The sequence below is a fragment of the Micromonospora parva genome (genome assembly GCF_000718515.1).
Taxonomy (GTDB): domain Bacteria; phylum Actinomycetota; class Actinomycetes; order Mycobacteriales; family Micromonosporaceae; genus Micromonospora; species Micromonospora parva.
Map to the genome: position 1 here is coordinate 231,307 of NZ_JNZS01000003.1, position 20,799 is coordinate 252,105.

Annotated in this window: 12 protein-coding genes and 1 pseudogene; 4 read left to right on the forward strand and 9 right to left on the reverse strand. The window is 70.9% G+C overall.

Features of this window, described 5'->3' with window-relative positions; translation table 11 throughout:
- Entirely contained in the window at positions 1–1,035 is a 1,035-nt protein-coding gene (locus IF22_RS0104250) for an NAD-dependent epimerase/dehydratase family protein (protein WP_081883693.1), read from the reverse strand.
- A 189-nt stretch (positions 1,036–1,224) separates the two neighbouring features.
- On the opposite strand from IF22_RS0104250, the gene IF22_RS33605 reads away from it, so the two are divergent.
- Positions 1,225–2,202 carry a helix-turn-helix transcriptional regulator gene (locus IF22_RS33605; protein WP_051708170.1) on the forward strand — a complete coding sequence of 326 codons (978 nt, stop codon included), beginning with the start codon at positions 1,225–1,227 and terminating at the stop codon, positions 2,200–2,202.
- A gap of 175 nt (positions 2,203–2,377) precedes the next feature.
- Positions 2,378–3,682, forward strand: coding sequence for an ABC transporter substrate-binding protein (locus IF22_RS0104260; RefSeq protein WP_051708171.1), 1,305 nt, complete (start codon positions 2,378–2,380; stop codon positions 3,680–3,682).
- 744 nt (positions 3,683–4,426) lie between these two features.
- On the opposite strand, the gene IF22_RS0104270 is transcribed toward IF22_RS0104260, so the two are convergent.
- The 3 genes from IF22_RS0104270 to IF22_RS0104280 form a co-directional block, all read right to left on the reverse strand.
- Entirely contained in the window at positions 4,427–7,729 is a 3,303-nt protein-coding gene (locus tag IF22_RS0104270) for an ATP-binding protein (protein ID WP_036410755.1), read from the reverse strand.
- Between the two features lie 137 nt (positions 7,730–7,866).
- On the reverse strand, positions 7,867–11,052 hold the full coding sequence (locus IF22_RS0104275) for a hypothetical protein (protein ID WP_156057295.1): 3,186 nt from the start codon (positions 11,050–11,052) through the stop codon (positions 7,867–7,869).
- A gap of 29 nt (positions 11,053–11,081) precedes the next feature.
- The gene (locus tag IF22_RS0104280; RefSeq protein WP_030328604.1) at positions 11,082–11,861 is read right to left on the reverse strand and encodes a hypothetical protein; all 780 of its coding nucleotides are present in this window, start codon (positions 11,859–11,861) and stop codon (positions 11,082–11,084) included.
- A 243-nt stretch (positions 11,862–12,104) separates the two neighbouring features.
- Here IF22_RS0104280 and IF22_RS32840 point away from each other — a divergent pair, with 243 nt between their 5' ends.
- Positions 12,105–12,479, forward strand: coding sequence for a hypothetical protein (locus IF22_RS32840; RefSeq protein ID WP_156057297.1), 375 nt, complete (start codon positions 12,105–12,107; stop codon positions 12,477–12,479).
- A gap of 482 nt (positions 12,480–12,961) precedes the next feature.
- Here IF22_RS32840 and IF22_RS0104290 read toward each other — a convergent pair whose 3' ends face one another.
- From IF22_RS0104290 to IF22_RS0104305, 4 genes are all read right to left on the reverse strand, one after another.
- Positions 12,962–14,593, reverse strand: a complete 1,632-nt coding sequence (locus IF22_RS0104290; RefSeq protein ID WP_030328608.1) for a hypothetical protein — start codon at positions 14,591–14,593, stop codon at positions 12,962–12,964.
- Positions 14,590–15,261, reverse strand: coding sequence for an ABC transporter ATP-binding protein (locus IF22_RS0104295; protein WP_425339838.1), 672 nt, complete (start codon positions 15,259–15,261; stop codon positions 14,590–14,592). The genes IF22_RS0104290 and IF22_RS0104295 overlap by 4 nt, the downstream gene beginning before the upstream one ends.
- A gap of 346 nt (positions 15,262–15,607) precedes the next feature.
- Positions 15,608–16,486: an alpha/beta hydrolase gene (locus tag IF22_RS0104300; protein WP_030328612.1), complete on the reverse strand. Its 879-nt coding sequence runs from the start codon at positions 16,484–16,486 to the stop codon at positions 15,608–15,610.
- A gap of 3 nt (positions 16,487–16,489) precedes the next feature.
- Positions 16,490–19,189 carry an ATP-binding protein gene (locus tag IF22_RS0104305; protein ID WP_030328614.1) on the reverse strand — a complete coding sequence of 900 codons (2,700 nt, stop codon included), beginning with the start codon at positions 19,187–19,189 and terminating at the stop codon, positions 16,490–16,492.
- Between the two features lie 66 nt (positions 19,190–19,255).
- Between IF22_RS0104305 and IF22_RS36365 the strand changes: the two are divergent.
- A pseudogene (locus IF22_RS36365) lies at positions 19,256–19,534 on the forward strand (hypothetical protein); the annotation flags it as partial.
- 301 nt (positions 19,535–19,835) lie between these two features.
- On the opposite strand, the gene IF22_RS0104315 reads toward IF22_RS36365, so the two are convergent.
- A complete protein-coding gene (locus tag IF22_RS0104315) occupies positions 19,836–20,735 on the reverse strand; it encodes a 2-hydroxyacid dehydrogenase (RefSeq protein WP_081883702.1) in 900 nt (299 codons plus the stop codon).
- Between the last annotated feature and the right edge of the window lie 64 nt (positions 20,736–20,799).

Genomic DNA, 20,799 nt, shown 5'->3' on the forward strand with positions numbered 1-20,799 from the left:
TCAGGCCCGACCGGAACTGGCGGCGAGGCGCTGCTCCGCGCGGAAGATGGTGTCCACGCCGGGCAACTCGGGCCGGTCGCCCAGCGCGTCGGCGAGGTTCCGGACGCCGTCCAGCAGGGGTATGCGAGGACGGTAGCCGAGCTTACCCAGCTTGGTGATGTCGGCAACCATGCGGTACGTGTCCTCAGTGACCGTTCCGTCGCTGACCAGCCGGGCGGGTTCGCCGGTCACGGTCTCGATGACGTGGGCGAGCTCCCGCAGAGACGTCTCGGTGCCGGAGCCGATGTTGTAGACCTCCCCACTGCGGCCCCGCACCGCGAGTAGGAGCAGGCCTTGGACCAGGTCCTCGACGTGGCAGAAGTCGCGGGTCTTGCGGTCCGGGTCACCGGCGGCGTGGATGGGCAGGCCCCGCAGGTGCCAGCGCAGGAACTGGGACACCTCGCCGCCGGCGATCTGCGGCTTCTCCCCCGGGCCGTACAGCGTGAAGGCCCGGCCGATGGTGGCCTCGAGGCCGAAGGCGTGGCAGAAGCCGATCACCGCGTGTTCGCCGGCCAGTTTCGACGACGCGTACGGCAGAAAGGGGGCAACGGGGTGCGTCTCCGGCACGGGAGTCACCTGCGGGACGCCGTACACCATCGCCGAGGAGAGGTAGACGAGCCGGGCGACGCCCGATTTCGTCAGCGCTTCACAGAGATTGAAAGTCGCCACCGCGTTGGTCTCGAAGTCGAAGCGGGGCCGCTCGACCGAGACCGTTCCGCTGGCGTTCCCAGCCAGATGGATGACCAGGTCGGCATCGGCGACGGCGGCCTCGACGGCCTGGGCGTCGCGCAGGTCCACATGGCGGGTCTGGGTGCGGCGCGGATGCGGTACGGGCGGGGGTGCCACGTCAAGGGCGACCACATCCCCGTGCCGCGCGGCCAGGGCCGAAACCAGATGACGGCCGACGAATCCGGATCCTCCGGTGACCGCTACCCGGGAGTACCGCTCGAGTTCCGCGGTGATCTCGTCGTCGGGCGGTTCCTGCGCGCTCGTCATGGACGCTCCCCTTCCAAAACTATCGACATACGTCGAATTCTGCTCACCGGTCCGATTTCCGGGCCGGCCTCGGCCAAACGCCGATCGGCTGGCATGCCGATGCCGCCACCCCTTTTGGCACCCACCTGCAGCGGGTCACCGGCACGGGCTCGCGGACCCGGCCGACAACATCGACGATCGGGGGTATCGATGCTCGAAGCACTGGGACTGACGACGATCGACCAGGAGGCGTACGAAACCTGGCTGCGGAACCCGTCATGGACAGCGGCGCAGGTCGCCCGGCACCTCGGTGAGAAAGAGGACGCCGTACTCGCCAGCCGGGCGGCGCTGATCCGGGAGGGTCTGCTGGTCGACGATCCTCGGCGCCCCGGGCAGCTCGCGCCGGTCGTGCCCGACGTCGTGCTCGCCCAGCGGCTCGCCGACATCGAGGCCGCCGCGGCCCGTCAGCGTGCGAATGCCATGCGAGCGCGCGTACACCTCTCCGCGATGATGGCGGCGCAGCTGACCGGTGACGGCGGCGGCCCGGGGCAGCGCATCCGCAGCTGGCCGCTGCGCCAGGCCAAGCTTGACGAGCTGGTCCGCGGCGCCAGCCGTGAGATCGTCGCCCTGCAGAGTCACCGCCCCGCCGTGCACGGGCTCACCGGCGCCTCTGCGGACCTGGACCGGTGTGCGCTGCGCCGAGGCGTGGCGATCCGGGCGCTCTATCCCCACGACCGGCTGGTGCATCAGGACGACCTGGCGTACGTGGGCGAGTTGGTCAGCGAGGGCGGTCAGGTTCGGACGGCGGCCGATGTGGCTGCCACGGCGATCGTCGTCGACCGGGTCACCGCCGTGCTCACGACCGGCCACGAAGGCCGTCTCGAGACCGTCATCGTCATCGACCCCGCCGTCTCCGAAACGCTGGCGGCCCTCTTCGAGTCCTGCTGGGCACACTCCCAGCGGCTCGGCGGCCCGGACCATACGGCGTCGGCCGGTGGTGGGCTCAGCGACAGTGACCGCAGGCTGCTGCAACTGCTGGCGCTCGGCGTCACCGACGAGTCGGCGGCGCGCAGTATGGGGATCTCGGTGCGGACCGTCCGGCGCCATGTCTCCCTGCTGCTCGACAGGCTCGGCGCCGCCAGCCGATTCCAGGCCGGTGTCCAGGCGGCACAGCGGGGCTGGCTGTAGCGCCGGGTACCCGGGCAGGAACCGGTCATCGCGGGGATTGTCCGGCCGTGGCCACCACGGGGTCGGTTTGCCGCCCTCCGCGCCGGGCACGGTCCGGCAGAAATGACCATCGAAGGGCAGCGATGTGGTTGCTGTCGTGGTCCCCGCCCAGGCTGTCACAGGAGGTAGGACAACGATGTTGCGTCATCTCACCGGGGCCTACGCCCTGGCGGTGCTGCTGGTCGCGGCCGCCGGATGCAGCGAACAAGAGCCGGACGGCAGCGCGAAGACCGGTCCGCCGGAGACCGTCACCATCCTCGGTGCGACCTCCGATCACAAAAAGTACATGCAGAGACACTTTGACCAGTGGGCCAAGACGAGCGGCATCCACGTCACGTACGTGACCTCCAGCGACTTCGAGAACGAGGCCCCCGAACGCCTACGCTCGGCCGACCCGCCCGACCTGCTGCTGCTGCCCCAGCCCGCACTGCTGTCGCAGTTCGCCGAGAAGGGCGACGTCAAGGATCTGGAGAAGATGGGCCTCTTCGACCGCGACGAACTCGGCCGCCGGATGCGCCCGGGACTCATCGACAACGGGGTGGTCGGCGGGACCCTCGCCGGCGTGCCGCTCTCGCTCAACCTCAAGGGCCTGGTCTGGTACCCGCCCCAGGCGTTCCGCAAGGCGGCGTACCAGGCGCCGGCCACCTGGGAGCAGATGCTGGCCCTCACTGCGCGCATCCGCGAAGAGCAGAAGGCGGCGCCCTGGTGCATCGGCATCGCCGACGGTGGGGCGACCGGGTGGATGACCACGGACTGGATCGAGGACCTGGTCCTGCGGACCGCCGGCCCGGAGGTCTACGACCGCTGGGTGGCCGGCGAGCTGCCGTTCACCGCGCCGGAGATCAAGCGGGCGTTCACGATGTTCGAGCAGGTCGCTCTCGCCGACGGCAACGCGCTCGGCGGACGCGGCCACATCGTGTCGACCACCTTTCCCGAGGCGCTCAAGCCGATGTTCCAGTCCCCGCCCGGATGCTGGCTGAACAAGCAGAGCAGCTTCATCGTGGGCTCTTTCCCCGAGGGCACGAAGGCCGGCAGCGACTACGACGTCTTCCCGTTCCCGGCCCCGGCCGGCTCCGACGCGGCCGACGGCAGCCGGGCGGTCATCGGCGGCGACATCCTGGCGCTGGTCCAGGACCGGCCGGCGGTGCGGGAGACCGCCCGGCTGATGACGACTGCCGACTGGTTCCGTCAGTCGCGGGCGCACGAGGGCGGCACCCTCTCGGCCTTCACCGACGTGAGCCCGGGCGATTACGCGCATCCGGTCGACGCGACCCATGCACAGATCCTGAACCGTGTGCGGACCTTCCGGTTCGACGGCTCGGACTCCATGCCGCCCGCGGTCGGCGCCGGATCCTTCTGGCGCGAGACCACCGCGTGGATCGCCGGCCGGCAGGATCTCGACACGACCCTGCGCGCCATCGACGCGAGCTGGCCACGCTGACCGGCCGGGCGGTGCCGCCAACGGCGCAGCTTGGGTGACGACCCGGTCGACGCGGACCCTGTGGGTGCCGAAAACCTCATCCACGCTGGCCACAGTCATCTTGATCAGCGAGGTCAGGCGGCTGGTGCCGACACGGACCCTCTCGGCTGAATCGCAACGGTGCCCTACGTCGAGCACTGCGCGACGATGACGAGTGTGCTGTTTCGACTGGCCTACTCGGCGTGACCAACGCCCTCGCGCTGCTACGGCTGCTACCGACGAGCGACAGCAACAAGGACGCCGAGATCCTCGCTCTCCGGCACCAGATCATGGTCCTCAAGCGACAGCTGCACGGCGACGGCCCCGGTTCACCCCAGCCGATCCGTCGGCTCGCTACTCGAAGCGCCTCCCGAGCCGTCGGTGATCAGCGACATGTACCTGCCGCTTCCGTGTGTGGTGTTCCCGAGCAGGTCCGCGAGTACCAATACGCGGACCTGCTCCCCGATGACCTACGCCAACGGCTCGACGAGTGGGATGACGACGAAGACGAGAGCCGTCCCCACTATCGGAGCGACTTGTCGCTCGCGCCGGGATGGAAGGTCGGCGGATACGCGAACTGGTCACTGACCGATCCGTGCCCGATGGACTGTGCCGCCTGCGGCACCACTCACCCGAGCAACCACACTCATCCAGCCTCACGGTGGACGCATGGTCGGCACCGGTGGACGCTCCGGCTGGCCGGTCGCGGGCCACGCGGCGAGGTCGTCAACCGGCGATGCTCGTCGCCCACGGCACCGCGCCGACCCGCCGTGCCAGGCTCAGCCCGTCGGCTCGGTGCCGACCCGCCGCCAACGGGTCGTCGAGCAGGTCGGCCAGCGCCGCCAACGTGTTGTCGACAGGACCCAGCGACAGCGAACCGGTTTCCAGACCCGCGAAACACCCCCGCCACGGCGTCAGCTCGGCGTAGGACTTGCGGGCGACCTTCCGGTCACCGAGTCGGGCGGCGACCTCGCCGCGCACGCATGCCCACAGCAGCCAGAAGTAGTCGGGCCGGATCGGCAGCTCCGGCTTCCACACGGCGCGCGCCTGCTCCAGATCGCCGGCCTCCACCAGGGCCAGGGCGAGCAGGTCGTGGCTGTCCTGGGGCACCCGGGCGTGCACCTGCCGCAGCTCGGGCACCGACTGGGCCGCGCCGCCCCCGGTCAGCCCCACGACGAACCGGCCGAGCATTCCCATCGCCTGCGCGTTGGGCCCGCCAACCTGTTCCATCCGCGTCGCGGCCTCGCCGTAGCGCCGCAGGGCGAGCGGATAGTCCCCCGCGAGCAACGCGGTCAGCCCGTCGAACCAGGACAGCACGGCCAGCATCAGTGCCAGTTGTCCGGTGTTGGCCTGCTCCACCGCCTTGTCGACGTGCCGGCGAGCGTCGACGAGGTCGGCCCGGTGCAGCGCCGCCTGGAAGAGGATGTGATGAGCCTGGGCCCGGTATCCGGTCAGTCCGTGGGCGGTGGCCACCCGCAGCATCTCCTCGCCGACGGCCGGCAGCTCGGCACGCCGGGCCGGCGCCATCACGGGGAAGTAGCGGGCGTTGAGCGCCCGACACAGCAGTCCTGGCTGCCCCGACTCGCGCGCCAGCGAGAGAGCCTCGCGGCTGGCCTCGTCGGCCCGGTCGTCGTCGGCGCCCTCCACCTCGAAGACCAGGGTGCACAGCAGCTCGCAGCGGGCCACCGGGGCGTCCGAACCGAGAGCAGCGAGCGCGGCCTCGACGGCGGCGACGAACTTCGTGTCGACCGCGCGGTCCGGCCGGACGGTCCAGGCGACCGGGGCATCCAGGCAGTTCAGTGCCCGACGCAGGGCGGATGGATCGGCGGCCATGGCCGCCAGCGCGACGGCCTCGCCGCGTACCTGCCGGGCGGTGAGAATATCGCCGGCGCGGGCGGTTGCCGCGGCTCGCGCACACCAGCCCGCCAGCCGGGTCGCCAGGGGTGTCTCGGGCAGCAGCGCAATCGCCCGGCCCACCCCCGACCACAACGCGGCAGCCTCTCGGGGCGCGTCCAGATCGGTGGCGTGGTGGGCGGCGGCGGTGGTGTACCGCAACGCCCGCTCGGCGGTGGACGTGGAGAGCCCGGCCAGGGCGTGCCGGCCCAGGCCGGCCACGTCGTGGGGCCGACGCCGTTCCAGGGCCTCCAGGGCACGGTGGTGCGCGCGGGTGCGGCGCAGCAGCGGAATGTCCTGGTAGAGGGCGTCGCGCATCACCGCGTGCGCGAACCGGACCCGCCCGGGAGCGGGTTCGACGAGCAGCCCGGCCAGCAGCCCGGCCTCCAACCCGTCCAGCACCGTCTCCTCCGGGCCGCCCACCACCTCGATCAGCAGGTCGACATCGACGTCCTGGCCGATCACCGAGGCGGTCCGCAATGTCGACCGGGCGGCTGCCGGCAGCCGGGCCAGCCGGCGGCGCAACACGTGCCGCAGGCCGACCGGCACCCCGGCGACGGCCGCCGCCGGTCCCTCCGCGGCGATCAGCCGGGCCGTCTCGGTGACATAGAGCGGGTTGCCGCCGGTGCGTTGCCAGACCGCGCGGACCACGTCCGGGCCCACCATCCCCGCGCCGTGGCGCCGCAGCAGCTCCGCGACGTCGGTCTCGGACAGACCGGCGAGGACAACGTCCTCACCACACCCCCCGGTCAGCGCGCCACGGGCGGCGACCAGGTCGGCGTTCACCTCGTGGGGACGGTAGGTGGCCACCACCAGCACCGGCCGGTCGACCAACGCGACGGCCAGGTGCCGCAGCACCTGGAGGGTCTCCCCATCGGCACAGTGAAGGTCGTCGAGGACCAGCAGCAGCGGCCCGCCAGCGGCGACGGTGCCGAGGTAGTCGCCGACCGCCCTGCGGAGGTGGAATTCGCCGCCCGTCGGCAGCGGGGCACCGCCCTCGCTGAGCAGCGTGGCGAGCCGGTCGGCATGCGCGGGTGCCGGCGGAGCGGTGGTCTGCAACGCGCGCAGCACCTCACCCCAGGCCCAGGCCGGCGGGGCCCCGTCCAGCTCGGGGCAGCGGCCGATGGCCGTCCGCCAACCGTCGGCCGTCAACTGCCCGACCAGCAGCCGACCAAGGGTCGACTTTCCCGCGCCGGCGTCGCCCAGCACCCAGGACATCCGGAATCCCCTCCGGACGGCGTACGCGGCGGCCTCGCGCAGCCGGGCCAACTCATCTGGTCGGGGCAGCGGGTCCCCGTCCACCGGAGCGGACGCCACGACCGCGGCGGGGAATCGCGGCGCGGCGAGCCGGAGGTGCGTGGTGGGCGTCGGCTGTTCCAGGGAGGGCGCCTGCTGCAGCAGATCCGTCTCGAGGGCCCGCAGGCCGGGGCTCGGGTCGACGCCGAGCTGGTCGGCCAGTTCGGTGCGCAGCCGCCGGAGCACGGCCAGCGCGTCGGCCTGCCGGCCGGATCGGTACAGGGTCAGGGCCAGGAGGGCGACCGCCTGTTCCCGCAGCGGATGCGCCTGGACATGCCGCTCCAGCTCGGGCGCGACCTGTTCGGCCCGGCCCAACGCCAGCGCCGCCCGGGCCCGGTGTTCGATGGCGACAAGACGGAACTCGGCCAGCCGGGCCGACTCCGCGGCGGCCCAGCCCTCATCGGCGAACTCCACGTAGGCCGGGCCGCGCCAGCAGGCCAGCTCCGCGTCAAGCCGACGGTACGCCTCCTCGGGATCCGCATCGAGCACGGCCATCGCCGAGCGGGTCGACGCCTCGAACCGCCCCGCGTCGAGCTGCTCCGCCCGCAGCCGCAGCGCGTAGCCGGGCGCGGCGGTGACGATCACCTGTGCGGGGCTGCGGGGCGGCCGGTCCGGCTCGAGGGCCCGACGCAGGTTGGACACGTACACCTGGAGTGCCGCCTGGGCGCGCGGTGGCGGGTCGCCGGCCCACAGGTCCTCGATGAGCCGGTCCACCGGGACCACCTGATCGACCATGGTGGCCAGTCGGGCCAGCACGGCACGCTGCCGCAGCGGACCGAGTTCCACGGGCACGTCGCCGTGCCACGCCCGCAGCGGACCGAGGACCCCGATTCTCAGCACGGGCAGGAGCGTAGGTCAGTGCGGCGGCACGTGCAGACAACTGGCGGACAGTCCCCGCGGCCGGGGGCGTCAGCCCGCGTACGGGCGGCGGACCCACACCGAGCTGGTGCGGGTCCGCCGCGTCGTGCCGACCCCGGTCAGTGCAGGTGTTCGTTGGTGATCCGCAGGAGGTTGGTGACGGTGGTGACCTCCGGAATGCCCTCCCGGTGCCGGCCGCCGGCAATCTCCGCCGACCAGTGGGCGTACCGGCCGGCCAGCTCGTTGGTCCGGTCACCGGCGACGGCGTAGACGCACCGGCCCAGCGGGTCGACCGGCGCGTTGGGCCGGTCGACCTGCCCACACGCGAAGTACGGGTTCTGGCCCTGCTTCGCGTCGAACCCGGAATTCAGGCCCTGGCAGGGATCCCAGTCGACGGCCTGCGCGCAGCCGGCGTAGTTGCTCACCGCCTGGGCGTACGCCGTCTGGAGGTAACGCCGGCCCGTGTCGCCGTTGAGGTCGCCACGCGGCGCGGTGTAGTCGCCGGGCAGCGAGCGGTCACCGAACAGGACGAGGTGCATCATCTCGTCCCGATCGAGCGCGCTCGCCCAGCCCAACTGGGTGAACGCCTGCAACAGTCGAACGGACTCAGCGAGCTGGCGGCCCTTCTCCCACAACGTCTGCGAGACGGCCCAGGTGGTGACCGGCGGGGCCTCGACACCGGTGCCGGCGGCCGCCACCCGGTAGAAGTACTTCTGCCGTCCGGAGAGCATCGACCGGGTACGCGCAAGTGTGTCGTTGTCGACCTGGGGATGGGTGGTGACGGTGCCCTGGGTCTGCAGTGCGTTGAGGTACTGCGGCCACTGGGTGAGCACGTAGTCCGACGGGCTGTGGCACTCGGTGTCGGGATAGGGCCCGCTGCCGTTGTAGATCTCGCAGTAGACGCCGACCGGCCGGGTCGTGGTGACACTGCGCACGTCCTGCCAGGTCTCACTGCCGCCCTGCTTCACCTGGTGGCGCAGAGTGATCTTCAGGTCGCCGGAGTAGATCTCGTACTTGGGCCTGATGGTCTCCTTGACGTTGACGAAGTCGCCCTCGATACAGGTGCGCAGCGTCGGCCGGTAGCCGGGCGGCGCCGCGTAGGCCAGCAGGTCGTAGTAGGCGGGCAGGTCCGAGTTGCGCAGCGTGGCGGGGACCGACCAGGCGGGCATACCGATGTCGCCGACCCGGCAGGGCGTCAGGCCGGGCGCGTCCGGGATCTGCGCCGCCGCGGGCAGCGCCTGGTCGGGGGCACCCCACAGGTCGTACGTCCGGTCGTTGCCGGCGGCCGGGTAGGCCGGATCGGTCTGGTTCCAGCGGACGGCGCGCCCCACGTCGTCGAGCGCGTCGGACCACCCGTCGAGAGCGGCCCGGTAGTCGGCGACGAGCCGGGTGAACAGCTCGTTGGTGACACCACCGGCGCCCGGGTTGCTGAACTGCCGCACCCGCTGGTTGACCCGATTCCCCGCGTCGAGGGTGCCGGCGGTGTGCTCCGCCGTGACCGCCGCCGCGAACTGCGGATTCTCCAGCTGCATGACGAGGTTCGCGCGGGCACCGATCAGCCAGGCGGACGGGTTCGCCACGCCGCTGACCGCCTGGTCGCCGGTGGCCGGCCGCAGCGGAACGCCCTTGGCCGCCGCCCACCCGGCGAGGTAGTCGATCGCGCCGTTGGGCAGATGGAGGTCGAGGACGCTGACCGGGTTCGCGGTCGACGTGCCCGCGGGCACCACGAACGGGGCCTTCTTCGCGGCCGTCGTCGCGAACGTCCGGGTCGGCGAGTCGACCTCGTCGAAGTACTCGGCCACCGACCCGATCGCGCCACCGTCGACGCGGACGGCCCGGTGCAGGTAGCGGTCGGTGGCGTCGTCGACGTCGTCCGCGGCCAACTGTTCGAAGGCAGCCTGGTTGGCCAGCGCCATCTGGTCGATCTTCTGATCCATCGTGTGGAGCTGGTCCCCGATCACGCCGAGGATCCGCTTGACCTCCCTGACGTCCTGGCCCAGCAGACCGAGCTGGGTGCTCAGGCCGTCGTACATCGCGGTGAGTTTCGCATCGACCCGGTCGAATCGGTCGCCGATTCCCTCGGCCATCCGCCGGACCTGCTCGCTGAGGCCCTTGATCTGCTTGCTGATCATCTGATCCGGCGACTCCTGGCCCATGAACAGCGGCAGCAGGGCCATCGCGGCACCGATGAAGTTGCCGGTCAGCGAGAGGGCGGCGGCGGCCGACGCGGCGCCGGTGAGCTGACCCGAGGCGATCGTCATCTCGTAGGAGATCACCGAGGTCACCGATTTGACCAGCGCGTCACCGACCGTCTTGACGGTCTTGGCGAACTTCGGGTCGTAGATCCCCCCGATGTCGCCGAGGACCACGGTCAGCAGGCTGCCGGCCTCGCTGACCAGCTTCTTGGCGTCCTCGGCCGACTTCTTGGCCGCCGCCTCCTCCGCCGCAGTCGGCTTGGCGCCCTCGATCGGGAACTTCGCGTTGAGGGCGGTCGCGGCGGTGATCCGGTCGTTCGCCAGCGCCTCCAGCGCCTCGAACTGCGCCTGCACGGCCGTGCGTACGGCAGCGGAGAACGCCGCCTCGTCGTCCTTCTTGGCCAGGATGCCCGGCAGGTCGACCCGGCTCGCGAACGCCGGTAGGGCCATCAGGTCCTGCGCCGGGGTGTCCAGCCGGACCGACAGGCGCGCCGCGTAGGTGCCGTCCCACGCCGTGCGCAGCCCCGCGTCGGTTGACGCCGCCCGGTGCAACCGCTTCCACGCCCCGGCGAGCCGCCCCGGCGCCGACACCTCCCACAGGAAGTTCTGGCTGCCGGTACGCACCTGCTCAGTCGGCGTGACCACCGCACCAAGTTCCTCCCCCGTGGTGGCGGTCAGCAGGGCGCGCAGGCTGGACCCGCGCACCTCGGCCCGGTCCAGCGCGGCCTGCGCCGGGTCCTGGTCGACAGGGACCGCGAGCAATCCCGCGGCGGCGGCCGCGAACGCGGCGAGCCCCTCGGACGACCCGACGCCGGACACAGCCGCCCGCACGGCCGCGTCGGTGCGTCCGAAGTGGCGGACCACCTGCGTGCCGTCCACGTTCGGATGGGCCGCTCGCCAGTCGACGATCTCCGCCGCCACGACGGCGTCGACCACGCCCGCGACGCCGGTCGTGCGCGACTGCACCGCTGCGGCATACAGACTGTCGTGCAGGGCAGCCTCGTCGATCGGAACCGGCGCGGCGTAGCCGGGCACCGCGTACGTCGACACCGCCACGACGACCCCGACGGCCGCGGCACCCACGCGCCTGCGGATTCTGCCTGGTCTCACCTGCGAACCTCCCTCATCTCCCCCGGTGGTCACGGCGCCGTGACCCCGCCGCTCAGCGACTCCGAGGTGATCTCGCCGACTCTGCTGTTCACGAGCACCTGGAAATGGGTGTTGGCGTCCTGGTCGGAAAGCACCAGCGACATCCGTCCGGTACCGGGCTGCGCCGCGACGACGAAGGACTCACTCGTCGGCTCCTGCCAGGAGTAGTTGCCCTCCCAGTGCCGACGCAGGTAGCTGAGCGTGACCAGGTAGGACGTCTCGTCGGTCGCGTTGTCGGTCCAGCCCAGTCGTAGGATGCTGCGGTTGTAGGCGCTCTCGGCCGTCGACACCAGGTCGGTCGGCTTCGACGGCCGGGAGCTGACGCAGCCCAGCGGCACGGCCGACGCCACCGGTGTGCTGCCGTCGGGCACGTTGCGTGCGGTCGCGCACAGCCGGCGGACCGGCCCGGTCGGCGGGACGACGACGGTGTGGGTGAACCCGAGGGGCCCGGCCGGCAGCCAGGTCCGGAAGTCGCTGGCCGGCTTGGACGCGACCAGGGCTCCGTCGAAGGTGATGTCCACGGTGACCGGCCACCCGTTGCTGTCGGCGGCCCAGCCGGTGATGCCGAGGACACCGTTGTTCTGCGGCCCGGTGGCCTGGGCGGCTCCGGTGGGTGCCTTGTCGGTCGGCGTCGGTGGTGGCGGTGGTGGCGGGGGCTCGCAGCCCAGCGGATTGGTTTCACAGATCGGAACAGCGCCGGCCGCGCCCGGGGTCGTCAGCGCTCCGAGCGTCGTGAGGAGGGCTGCCGCCCCCGCAAGCGTGCGTTTCATACGAGGATCAGGCCAGCAGCGACTTGGTGGCCACTTGGCGGCGACTTTGTGCGCCCACCGACGCGTCGGGGTCAGCGACTCCCAGACCGAGCCTCGACCGCGCTCATGGCGACTCGTCCCGCCATGATCTTCCCCTGCCCCCGTCCGCTCCCCGGGGGCAACGCGGCATTCACCAACCGCCCCTGAGCAGGCATTCTTGGGATATGAACCAGTCCCTGGACCCTACCGTCGGAGGTGCTCGTCATGACGACCCCAACTCCCCCCGTGGCCCCGACCCAGACCCGCTACCCATGGCGCGCGACGCTGCGTACCGTGGCGGCCGCCGGCCTCGGCGCGCTGTCACTGCTGCCGGTCGCCGCCGCGACGGCCGGCGTGGACACCCTGCCGGCTGTCGCGCAGGCGATCGTCGTCGCCGGCGCGATCACCCGAGTCCTCGCGCTGCCCGGTGTGGACGCCTGGCTGCGGCAGTACGTGCCGTGGCTCGCCGCTGCTCCCAACCTGCTCCCCCAAAACCGGGGTTCGCACCGGGCCATAGCAACACTCCTGACAGTGCTCGGCGTCGCCGGCCACCACCGCAGAGACCTGCTTTCCCAGAACAGATCGCCTGCGCCGGCGTAGGGCTGCCAGGCAGGGCTTGGTCTCGGTCACTGGCCGCTCGTGTGGCTCCGCACGGTGCAGACGTCTGATCCGCAACACGTTCCGGCTCACCTCCCGCAAGTACTGGGACGCGCCGCGCTCAGCCACGACATCACGTCGATCTACCACGCCGCAATGCACCGCGCCCTGGCCAGAATCACCCGGCTTCTCCAGCAACACGACACCACTATCCCGCCTGCCACCCAGCCGCCCGCCGCACTCGCAGCCCTTCGCGACCGCGTCGAAGCCCGATCAACACCACCTTCGGAACCCACATAGGCGAGTTAATCTTCGGCAGCCCCTCAGGCTTGTTCCTACCTTGGATACGAAGGCCGTTGCGCTTACGAACCCAGAAGCATCACGATGCGCCTGGGACGATCGTGTACGACGACCGCCCCAGGCGCATCTGCCACTAACTGCTGCTGGTCGGCGCGGGGCTCGCCTCGTCGGGGCCGAAATTCGACTCAACCCCATCCCCCCGGGTAACCCCAACGATGACGCCGATTACGGTGCAACAGGGCAGCGTCGCTGGAGACCATCACGTCGAGCAGGCTGGCGCCTCGCCGCTGCAGCAGACGCGCGGTGAGGGTGGGGGTCAGGGAGAGGCTGACCGCGGCTAGCAGGATGGCCGCGAGCACCGGCGTCCACAAGTGACCTCCGGTGGTGGTGCCGATGATGCCGGGGAGAATGGCGCCCAGCAGGACCACGGGGAAGATCGTCATTTGTCCACCGGTCGGATCGCCTGCTCGTTGTCCAGGGTAGCGGCGATCGCGGGCATCGGTGCCGACAGCCGGCATCAGGAGCGCGATCAGCGGTGCCACGGCGCAGGCCACTGCGGCTGCGGCGATGGCGCCGCTGATGGCGACGACGCCCAGCGGAGAGCGGGTCACGGCCCACAACACGGCCGCCAACACGATCGACGGTACGCCGAATAACAAGAACCATGCCGCCATCCGGCCGCGTACGTCAGCCTGAAGGGCGCCCGGTGTGGTGAGCAGCTGCCACAGGGCCGTGCCGTCCAGGGCGTAGGTGTTGACCGCGACCATCGCGCCGAACACCGCCGCCGCGGAACCCACGAGGGGCAGCGCCCAACTCCAGTCGGTGACCCCGATGATGAGCGCCATCAACAGCGGGGTCAGCCAGGCACTACGCAGTTCCACACCGCGCGCGGGATCCCGCGACCAGGTGGCCAGCTCTCGCGAGACGACAGCGGACACCTGCGGCGTCGTGAACGGAAGCGACAGCCCACGACCCGGTGCGTGAGGGCGTCGCGGCGTCACGAGGCGAGGTGGGCGGCGTAGGGCCCGCGCTGTCAGGGTGGTCCAGCCCATGTGCAGCAGTGCACCCAGGGCCAGGAGGGCCATCAGCGGCACGACGACCGCTTCCGTCCCGGCGTTGTCACGGGCGGCGATCGCGGCGCGGTACCCCCACCCCGTGGGCAGGAGGGCGAGCACGTCGATGATCGGCGCGGGTAGCTGCCCGAAGGTAGGGAGGACCAGGGTGGTGTCGCTCTGACCGAGGCGGGGCAGCAACCAGGCCGCGATCGGCACCCAGCCAGCGAACGACAGCGCGAGCATGACGGCGGTCTGGGTGGCGGCCAGCCTCATCCCGGCCCGGGTCTGCAACAGCCAGGCCGCGATCACCGCCACCGTCTTACCCGCCCAGACCAGCAGATACAGCTGTGCCACCATCGCCACCGCGCCGATCGTGGCCGCCGTCAGGCCGCCCGGTGCGGCCAGCACGACCAGGGACGACAGACAGGTCAGCGTGACCAGCGGGCCGACGCCCAGCAGCTCGGTCCAGGACAAGGCCCGAGCCGCGCGCCATGGCCGCAGCGGATAGCCGCGTAACCAGTCGCGCGAGATGACCGACGGATCGTGGCGTGGCTGGGTCAGAGGGCCGAACAGCCACATGCCTCCCCATCCGGTGAGCGCCACGGCGATCCAGCCTTCGTGGAGCAGTCCGCGGTTGGCCACCGCTGCGCCGACGACCACCAACGCGGCCAGGGCCATACCGGTGACCAGGCTGAATCCGCGCTCGTTGTGCGGGCCGTTGCGAAGCAGGCGTAGCTTCAGCGCGAACAGGGCTCGGGTCATGTCAGCCACCTCAACGGGCGGACCGGATCGGCGCCGACCAGCTCGACGAAACGTTCGTTGAGCGTCCCGTTCGCTGCCACCTCGTCTACCGGCCCCTCGACCAACACCCGGCCACCGGCCACCAACGCCACCCGGCGGCAGTTTCGTTCGACGAAGTCCATCATGTGGCTCGACATGACCACCGTGCCGCCGGCGGCGACGTACTGTGTGAGCACCTGTTCGATGGAGCGGGCCGAGACCGGGTCGATTGCCTCGAACGGCTCGTCGAGGACCAGCACCCGGGGGCGGTGCAGCATCGCCAGCGCCAGATTGATCTTCTTGCGCATACCGGTGGAATACTCCACGATCAGCGCGCGTCGAGTAGCGTCGAGGCCAAGGATCTCCAGCAGGTCCTCGGCGCGGACCCGCCAGCTGTCATCCAGCCCACGCAGCCCGGCGCTGTACCGCAGCACCTCGGTGGCGGTCAGCCGTTCGGGTAGCGACAGCCCGTCCATCATGATTCCGAGCTGGGCGAGCGCGGCTTGCCGATCGGTTCGCAGGTCATGACCGGCGATCCTGACCGTGCCGGAGGTCGGCTCCCGCAACCCGCACATGGCCGTCAGCGTGGTGGTCTTGCCGGCCCCGTTCGGGCCGACGATGCCGTAACACATTCCCGCTGGGATGCTCAAGCTGACCCGGTCGACGGCGAGTACAGCGCCGAAACGCTGGGTGAGGTCAGTTACCTCAACGGCTGGGACAGTGTAATCGAACACTTGCATCGTCTCTTTCCGGCAAGGAACGGCAGACCGGTCAATTCGGCCGCACTATTCGTCGGTCAGGCCGCGGATCTCGTCCATGCGACAGGACGTCGAAGCGGGTTGCCGGAGCAGCGCATACACAACGAAATGCGCTGGCCGCCGAGCGGCCATCTCAGTGACGGCACGCCAGCAGTCGCCCGCTGCTACAGCAGAGCGACGTTCGTTCGGCTCCGCTACCACACGACCAGTTCACCGTTCTGTGCAGTCAGATGAGCTATCACTCGGCGGTGTGCGTGAGGATGGCGACGGCCAGTTCCTCGTGCACCTCCGGCGGAAGCGTATGCCCCATGCCCGCCGTGATCATCAGCCGCGCTCCCGGGATCTGCTCGGCGATGATCGCGCCGTGACCCGGCTTGACCGGCTCGTGGCTGCCCTCGATGACCAGCGTGGGCGCCTTCAGTTGGTGCAGCACGCCCACCGGCTCGAAGTCCGGGCTGGCCGCAGCGGCCAGCCGGTGGTTGGCCACCGCCGTCAGGTCGCGGGCCCGGTCGTAGATTCGTTCCTGTAGCCGGCGCGCCGCGTCCCCGTCGAACGGCAGCCCGGTGCCGTTCAGCACGCGCTGTTCGGCGATCATGCTGTTGATCTGGGTGCGCCGGTCCTCGGGCGGTGCGGCGGTCATCAGCGCCCGGTAGAAGGCCACGAACTCCGGCGTCGGCTCGGGCAGGCTGTCCTCGGGCTGCGGCTGCCCCAGCAGAGCCCGCAGGATCACCTGACCTTCACCGCCGCCGAGCGGCGAGGAGGCGATGACGGTCAGTGAGCGCACCCGCTCCGGCTGCTCCACCGCGACGAACTGGCCGAGCAGCCCGCCGGCCGAGTGGCCGACCAGGTGGGCGCTCTCCAGGCCGTGGGCGTCCAGCACGCGGTACACGTCGTTCTTGATGTCGTTCCACGTGTACGGCTGTGCCGCGAAGTCGACCGTGCCCGACATGCCGGTGTCACGGTGGTCGTACCGGATCACCCGGCGGCCTCCGGCGACAAGGCGGCCGACGAACTCGTCCGGCCACAGAACGCCCTGCGACATCGACCCCATGATCAACAGGATCGGCGCATCTGTGACGGCGCCGAACTCTTCACTCCAGATGTTCACCTCAGTCATGTCTCAGAGCATGTCCTCTTCCGCTGCGGGCGCCTTCTGTAGAACTACTAGTCGCGCCAGTTCCGTGCGGGAGCCGATGCCCAGCTTCGGGTAGATCTTGTACAGGTGGTACTCGACCGTGCGAGGGCTCAGGAACAGCTGGGCGGCGATCTGCTTGCTCGACAACCCGTCGGCGACCAGGCCCGCGATGCGCAACTCCTGCGGGGTCAGCGCGTCCAGCACGGCCGAGCCCGGGGCCTGCCCGCTCTCGCCCGCCGCCCGCAGCTCACCTTGTGCGCGCCTCGCCCACGGCTTCGCGCCTGCCCGCTCGAACGTCTCCCACGCCATCCGCAGATGCGCCCGCGCGTCGCCCGGCCGCTGCGCTCGGCGCAGGCGCTCGCCCAGCAGTAGAGCCGTCCTGGCCTCCTCGAACGGGTTGGTGTGCAGCCGCAACGCCTCGCCGAAGGCGTCCTCGGACGACTCGGCCAAGCCCCGGCAACGGGCCAGCAGGGCGCGCGACTCGGACGTCGCGGCGTACGCCGACCATCGCTCGTACGCCTCGAGCGCCGCCCGCGCACCCACCTCGTCGCCCGCGCCCAGGGCGGCCTCGACGCGATCCGGCGCCGTCCGCCACACCACGGTGGGATGCCCGACACCCGGTCCCGCCTCGGCGATGGCCGTGAAGCGGTCATGCGCCGTCGCGTAGCGTCCCAGGCACAGGTCGAGCAGCGCCAGCGCGTACGCGGCGACCCCTGCCCGCAGACCTACCCGGTGCGGTATGGCGATGGCCAGCGCCTCGCGGGCCTGCCGTTCACAAATCTCCTCCTCGCCTCGCAGCGCCGCCAGGACCGCCAGGTTGGCCAGGTGCGCGGCCACGGTGTTCTCATAGCCGGCCTCGCGGGCCAGTTCCAGGCCCTCCTCGGAGATGGCCTGGCTGCTTGCCAGCCGCCCGGCGATGCGCTCGGCCGTCGCCACGAACTCCAGCACGACCGGCAGCTGCCCGGTCATCCCCGACATCCTGGCCACCCGTCCGGCCCGCTCGGCCATCTCGGTCGCCAGATCCGACTCGCCCAGATGGCTGGCCGCGGCCGCCGCCCACAGGTACTCCGCCGCCTCCCCCAGCTCGCCGACCCGCGCCAGCGCCCGCCGCAGCAGACCCGGCCCGGCAGCGTCGCCATCCAGCGCCAGACCGATCCCGGCAACCGTGTCCCGCAAGAATCCCTCGCGGTGCCCTGCCGCCCTCCGCCCGAGCTCGATGATGGCCGCCGTGTCGCCGACGTACGAAGCGGCCTCCGCGGCATCGGCCAGCATCTCCAGGCTGTCGCCCGCCGCCAGGATCCGCACGGCCTCGGCGGCGTTGCCGGAGTTCAACTCAAACCTGCCCCTGAGCTGGGCGATCTCCACGGCGAGGCCGGCATCTGCGCCAGCCTGGTCACGGGCCTCGGCCAGCAGCGACTCCGCCTGCCCGGGGCGACCACCAAGCCAGGCCGCGACGGCGGCGTCCTTCAGGCGGGCAGCACGGGTGCGCGGCTCGGGGGTCAGCTCGGCGGCCCGGGCCAGGGCTGCGGCAGCGGTGCCGTACCCACCGCGGTCGCGCGCCAGCTCCGCGGCGGTCACCAACTCGGTGGCGGCCCGCTCGTCCTGGCCCATGGCGGCTCCGGCCAGGTGCCAGGCGCGACGCTCACCCTCGGTGAGTTCCGCCAGTACGGCATGCACCCGGCGGATCCTGGCCGGGGTGTCCGCCTCGTGCACCGCCGACCGGATGAGCGGATGGCAGAAGCGCACGCGCGTACCCGAAAGCTCGGCCAGCCCGGACTCCTCCAGCTCGGCCAGCGCCATCCGCCCGGTCCACGCCCCCATGTACTCTCCGGGCAGTACCGTCCACTCGGCGGACAACCGGTCGGTGGCGCGCAGGACCAGGTCGAGGTCAGCCTCCACGGCGGCAACCAGCGCGAGCAGCCGGGCGGAGGCGGACAACGCGGCCACCCGGTCGCCGAACAGTCGGGTCCCACCGGGCAGCGGGTCGGGCAGCGGTTCGCTGCCGGCGAGTTGCGCGGGTGTCAGGCGAGCGGCTATCTCGCCCAGCGCGAGCGGGTTCGCGCGGGTCAGCGTGACGAGTTCCCGCGCCACACAGGGCTGCACACCGCAGCGGGACTCCAGCATCTCGGCTGCGGCGGCTCCGGGGAGGCCACGCACCTCCACCGTCAGAGGCACACCCTTGACCGGAGCGTCCCCGCGCACGGCGAACAACATCGCGATCTTTTCGGTCTCCAGCCGCCTGGCGGCGAACAGCAGTGCGTCGGCCGAGGCCTGGTCGATCCACTGGAAGTCGTCGACCACACAGATCAGCCCGTCCGGCGCGGCGGCTTCGACCAGCAGCGAGAGCACGCCAGCGCCCAGCAGGTACCGGTCGCCGGCAGTGTCCGCGGCGAGCCCCAGCGCCGCGCACACAGCGTCGTGCTGCGGTTCGGGCAGCGCGTCGAGCATGCCGGTCACCGGCCACAACACCTGGTGCAGCGCGGCGAACGCGAGGTCGGTCTCAGCCTCGACGCCGGTGGTCCGCAGCACACGCATCGCGCCGCCACGCACGGCCACCGCGTCGAGCAGGGCCGTCTTGCCCACGCCTGCCTCGCCCCGCAACACCACCGCACCACCAACGCCGTCGCGAGCCCGCGCGATCACCTCGTCGAGTGCGCTGACCTCCGCCGACCTGCCGTAAAGCACGAACAACCACTCTAGGAGACTTCCACGCCGTCCCATCCCCACAGAGTCACTTCTCACAAACAGTGACACGGCGTGAACGTGCAGGTCATGACCGCCGCCACCGGCCGCCTCGTCCGGCTTCACCGAGATGTGGTCCACGACCCGACCGCAGCCCGCACACACGGCATCATCGAGGCATTGACCAGGACAGACGCGATGACTTTCGCCGGCAAGGGGCCACCTAGGGAGCCCACGGCAGCGTGGCACCCCGATCAAGCGGGGCACCGCAGCCCGGCAGGTCGCAGCCGGCTCGGTTCCCCCGGCTGCTTCCGACCGAAGCTGTCACGCCCACAGAAGGCCGTAAATCCGTGCACAGTCGAAGATCCGCAATCACAGATCGCGCATAAGCCGATCCTCAGGTCGAACCGACGCTGAACCGCCCCGAATTCTTGTAAAGACCACCGTCGGCGGTGGCCCGCGCGGAGCCGTCTCGGATCGCGTGGTCGAAGGCGACGGCGTCCGCCCACTCGGCTGGACTGTGGGCTCTCTGGTCGGCCCAGAAGCGGTCGTCGGGGAACGGGGCATCCCACTTCCCTGTCAAGTTCCAGCGTGTCTTGTCGGCGGGCCGCTATAGATCATCCGGTTGTCGGACGTCTGCAGTGGGCGATCATGGCGCGACGACAACGTTCGCGAGTGGTTCGCCCGCTGCGTGCCGCCGGACCTGGTTGACCAACAAGCGGCGAGCCCGGGGTGACAACGCAGCGGTCAGGCCGCCGACGTGCGGGCTGATAAGGGCATTCGGCGCGGACCACAGCGGGTGACCAGCGGGCAGCGGCTCGGGCTCTGTAACGTCCAAGGCGGCGTGCATCCGGCCTTTGCTGAGTTCGGTGAGCAGCGCGTCGGTGTCCACCACTCGGCCCCTTGACACGTTTACCAGCAGGGCCCCGTCGGCCATCTTGGCTAGGAAGTCCGAGTTCACCATGCCTTCGGTTTCCGGGGTTAGCGGTGCGGAAAGGATGACGACGTCCGCGTGCGGCAGCATGTCCGCGATCTCCGAGATCGGCCGGACCCCGGGGCGGGCAGTCCGGGCCACCCGGCTGACGGCTACCTCGAACCCGGCGAGCCGGCGTTCGATCGCGGCGCCGATCGAGCCGTAGCCGACGATGAGGACCCGGGCGTCAGCTAGTCCACGCGACCAGTACGGGTCCCAGCGGCCCTCGTCGCCCGCCCGAACAAGTTGCGGCAGTCCGCGCCGGGCGGCGAGCGTAAGCGCCACGGCGAGTTCGGCGGTAGCCGCATCGTGAACGCCCCGGCCGTTGGCCAGGGTCAGACCAGGCCGCAGGAACGGCAGGACGTGGTCGTAACCAGCGGTCACTGTCTGCACAACGTTGAGCCGAGGCATCCGAGTGATCGGCTCACACAGGCGCGGATCGATGATCCCGTACGGCACTGCGTACAACTCGACGTCGTCCAGGTTCTCTGGGAGGGGTTGCGTGCCGTCGTAAAGCCCGACGTCGAGATCGCTGAGATCGGCCACGGCGTCGGGGTGAGGCAGCAGGTAACGCATGTCGATCATCATGCCTCGGCGGACAGTCGGATGTCCGGGAGCACAGCGGCCGACATCCGTCCAT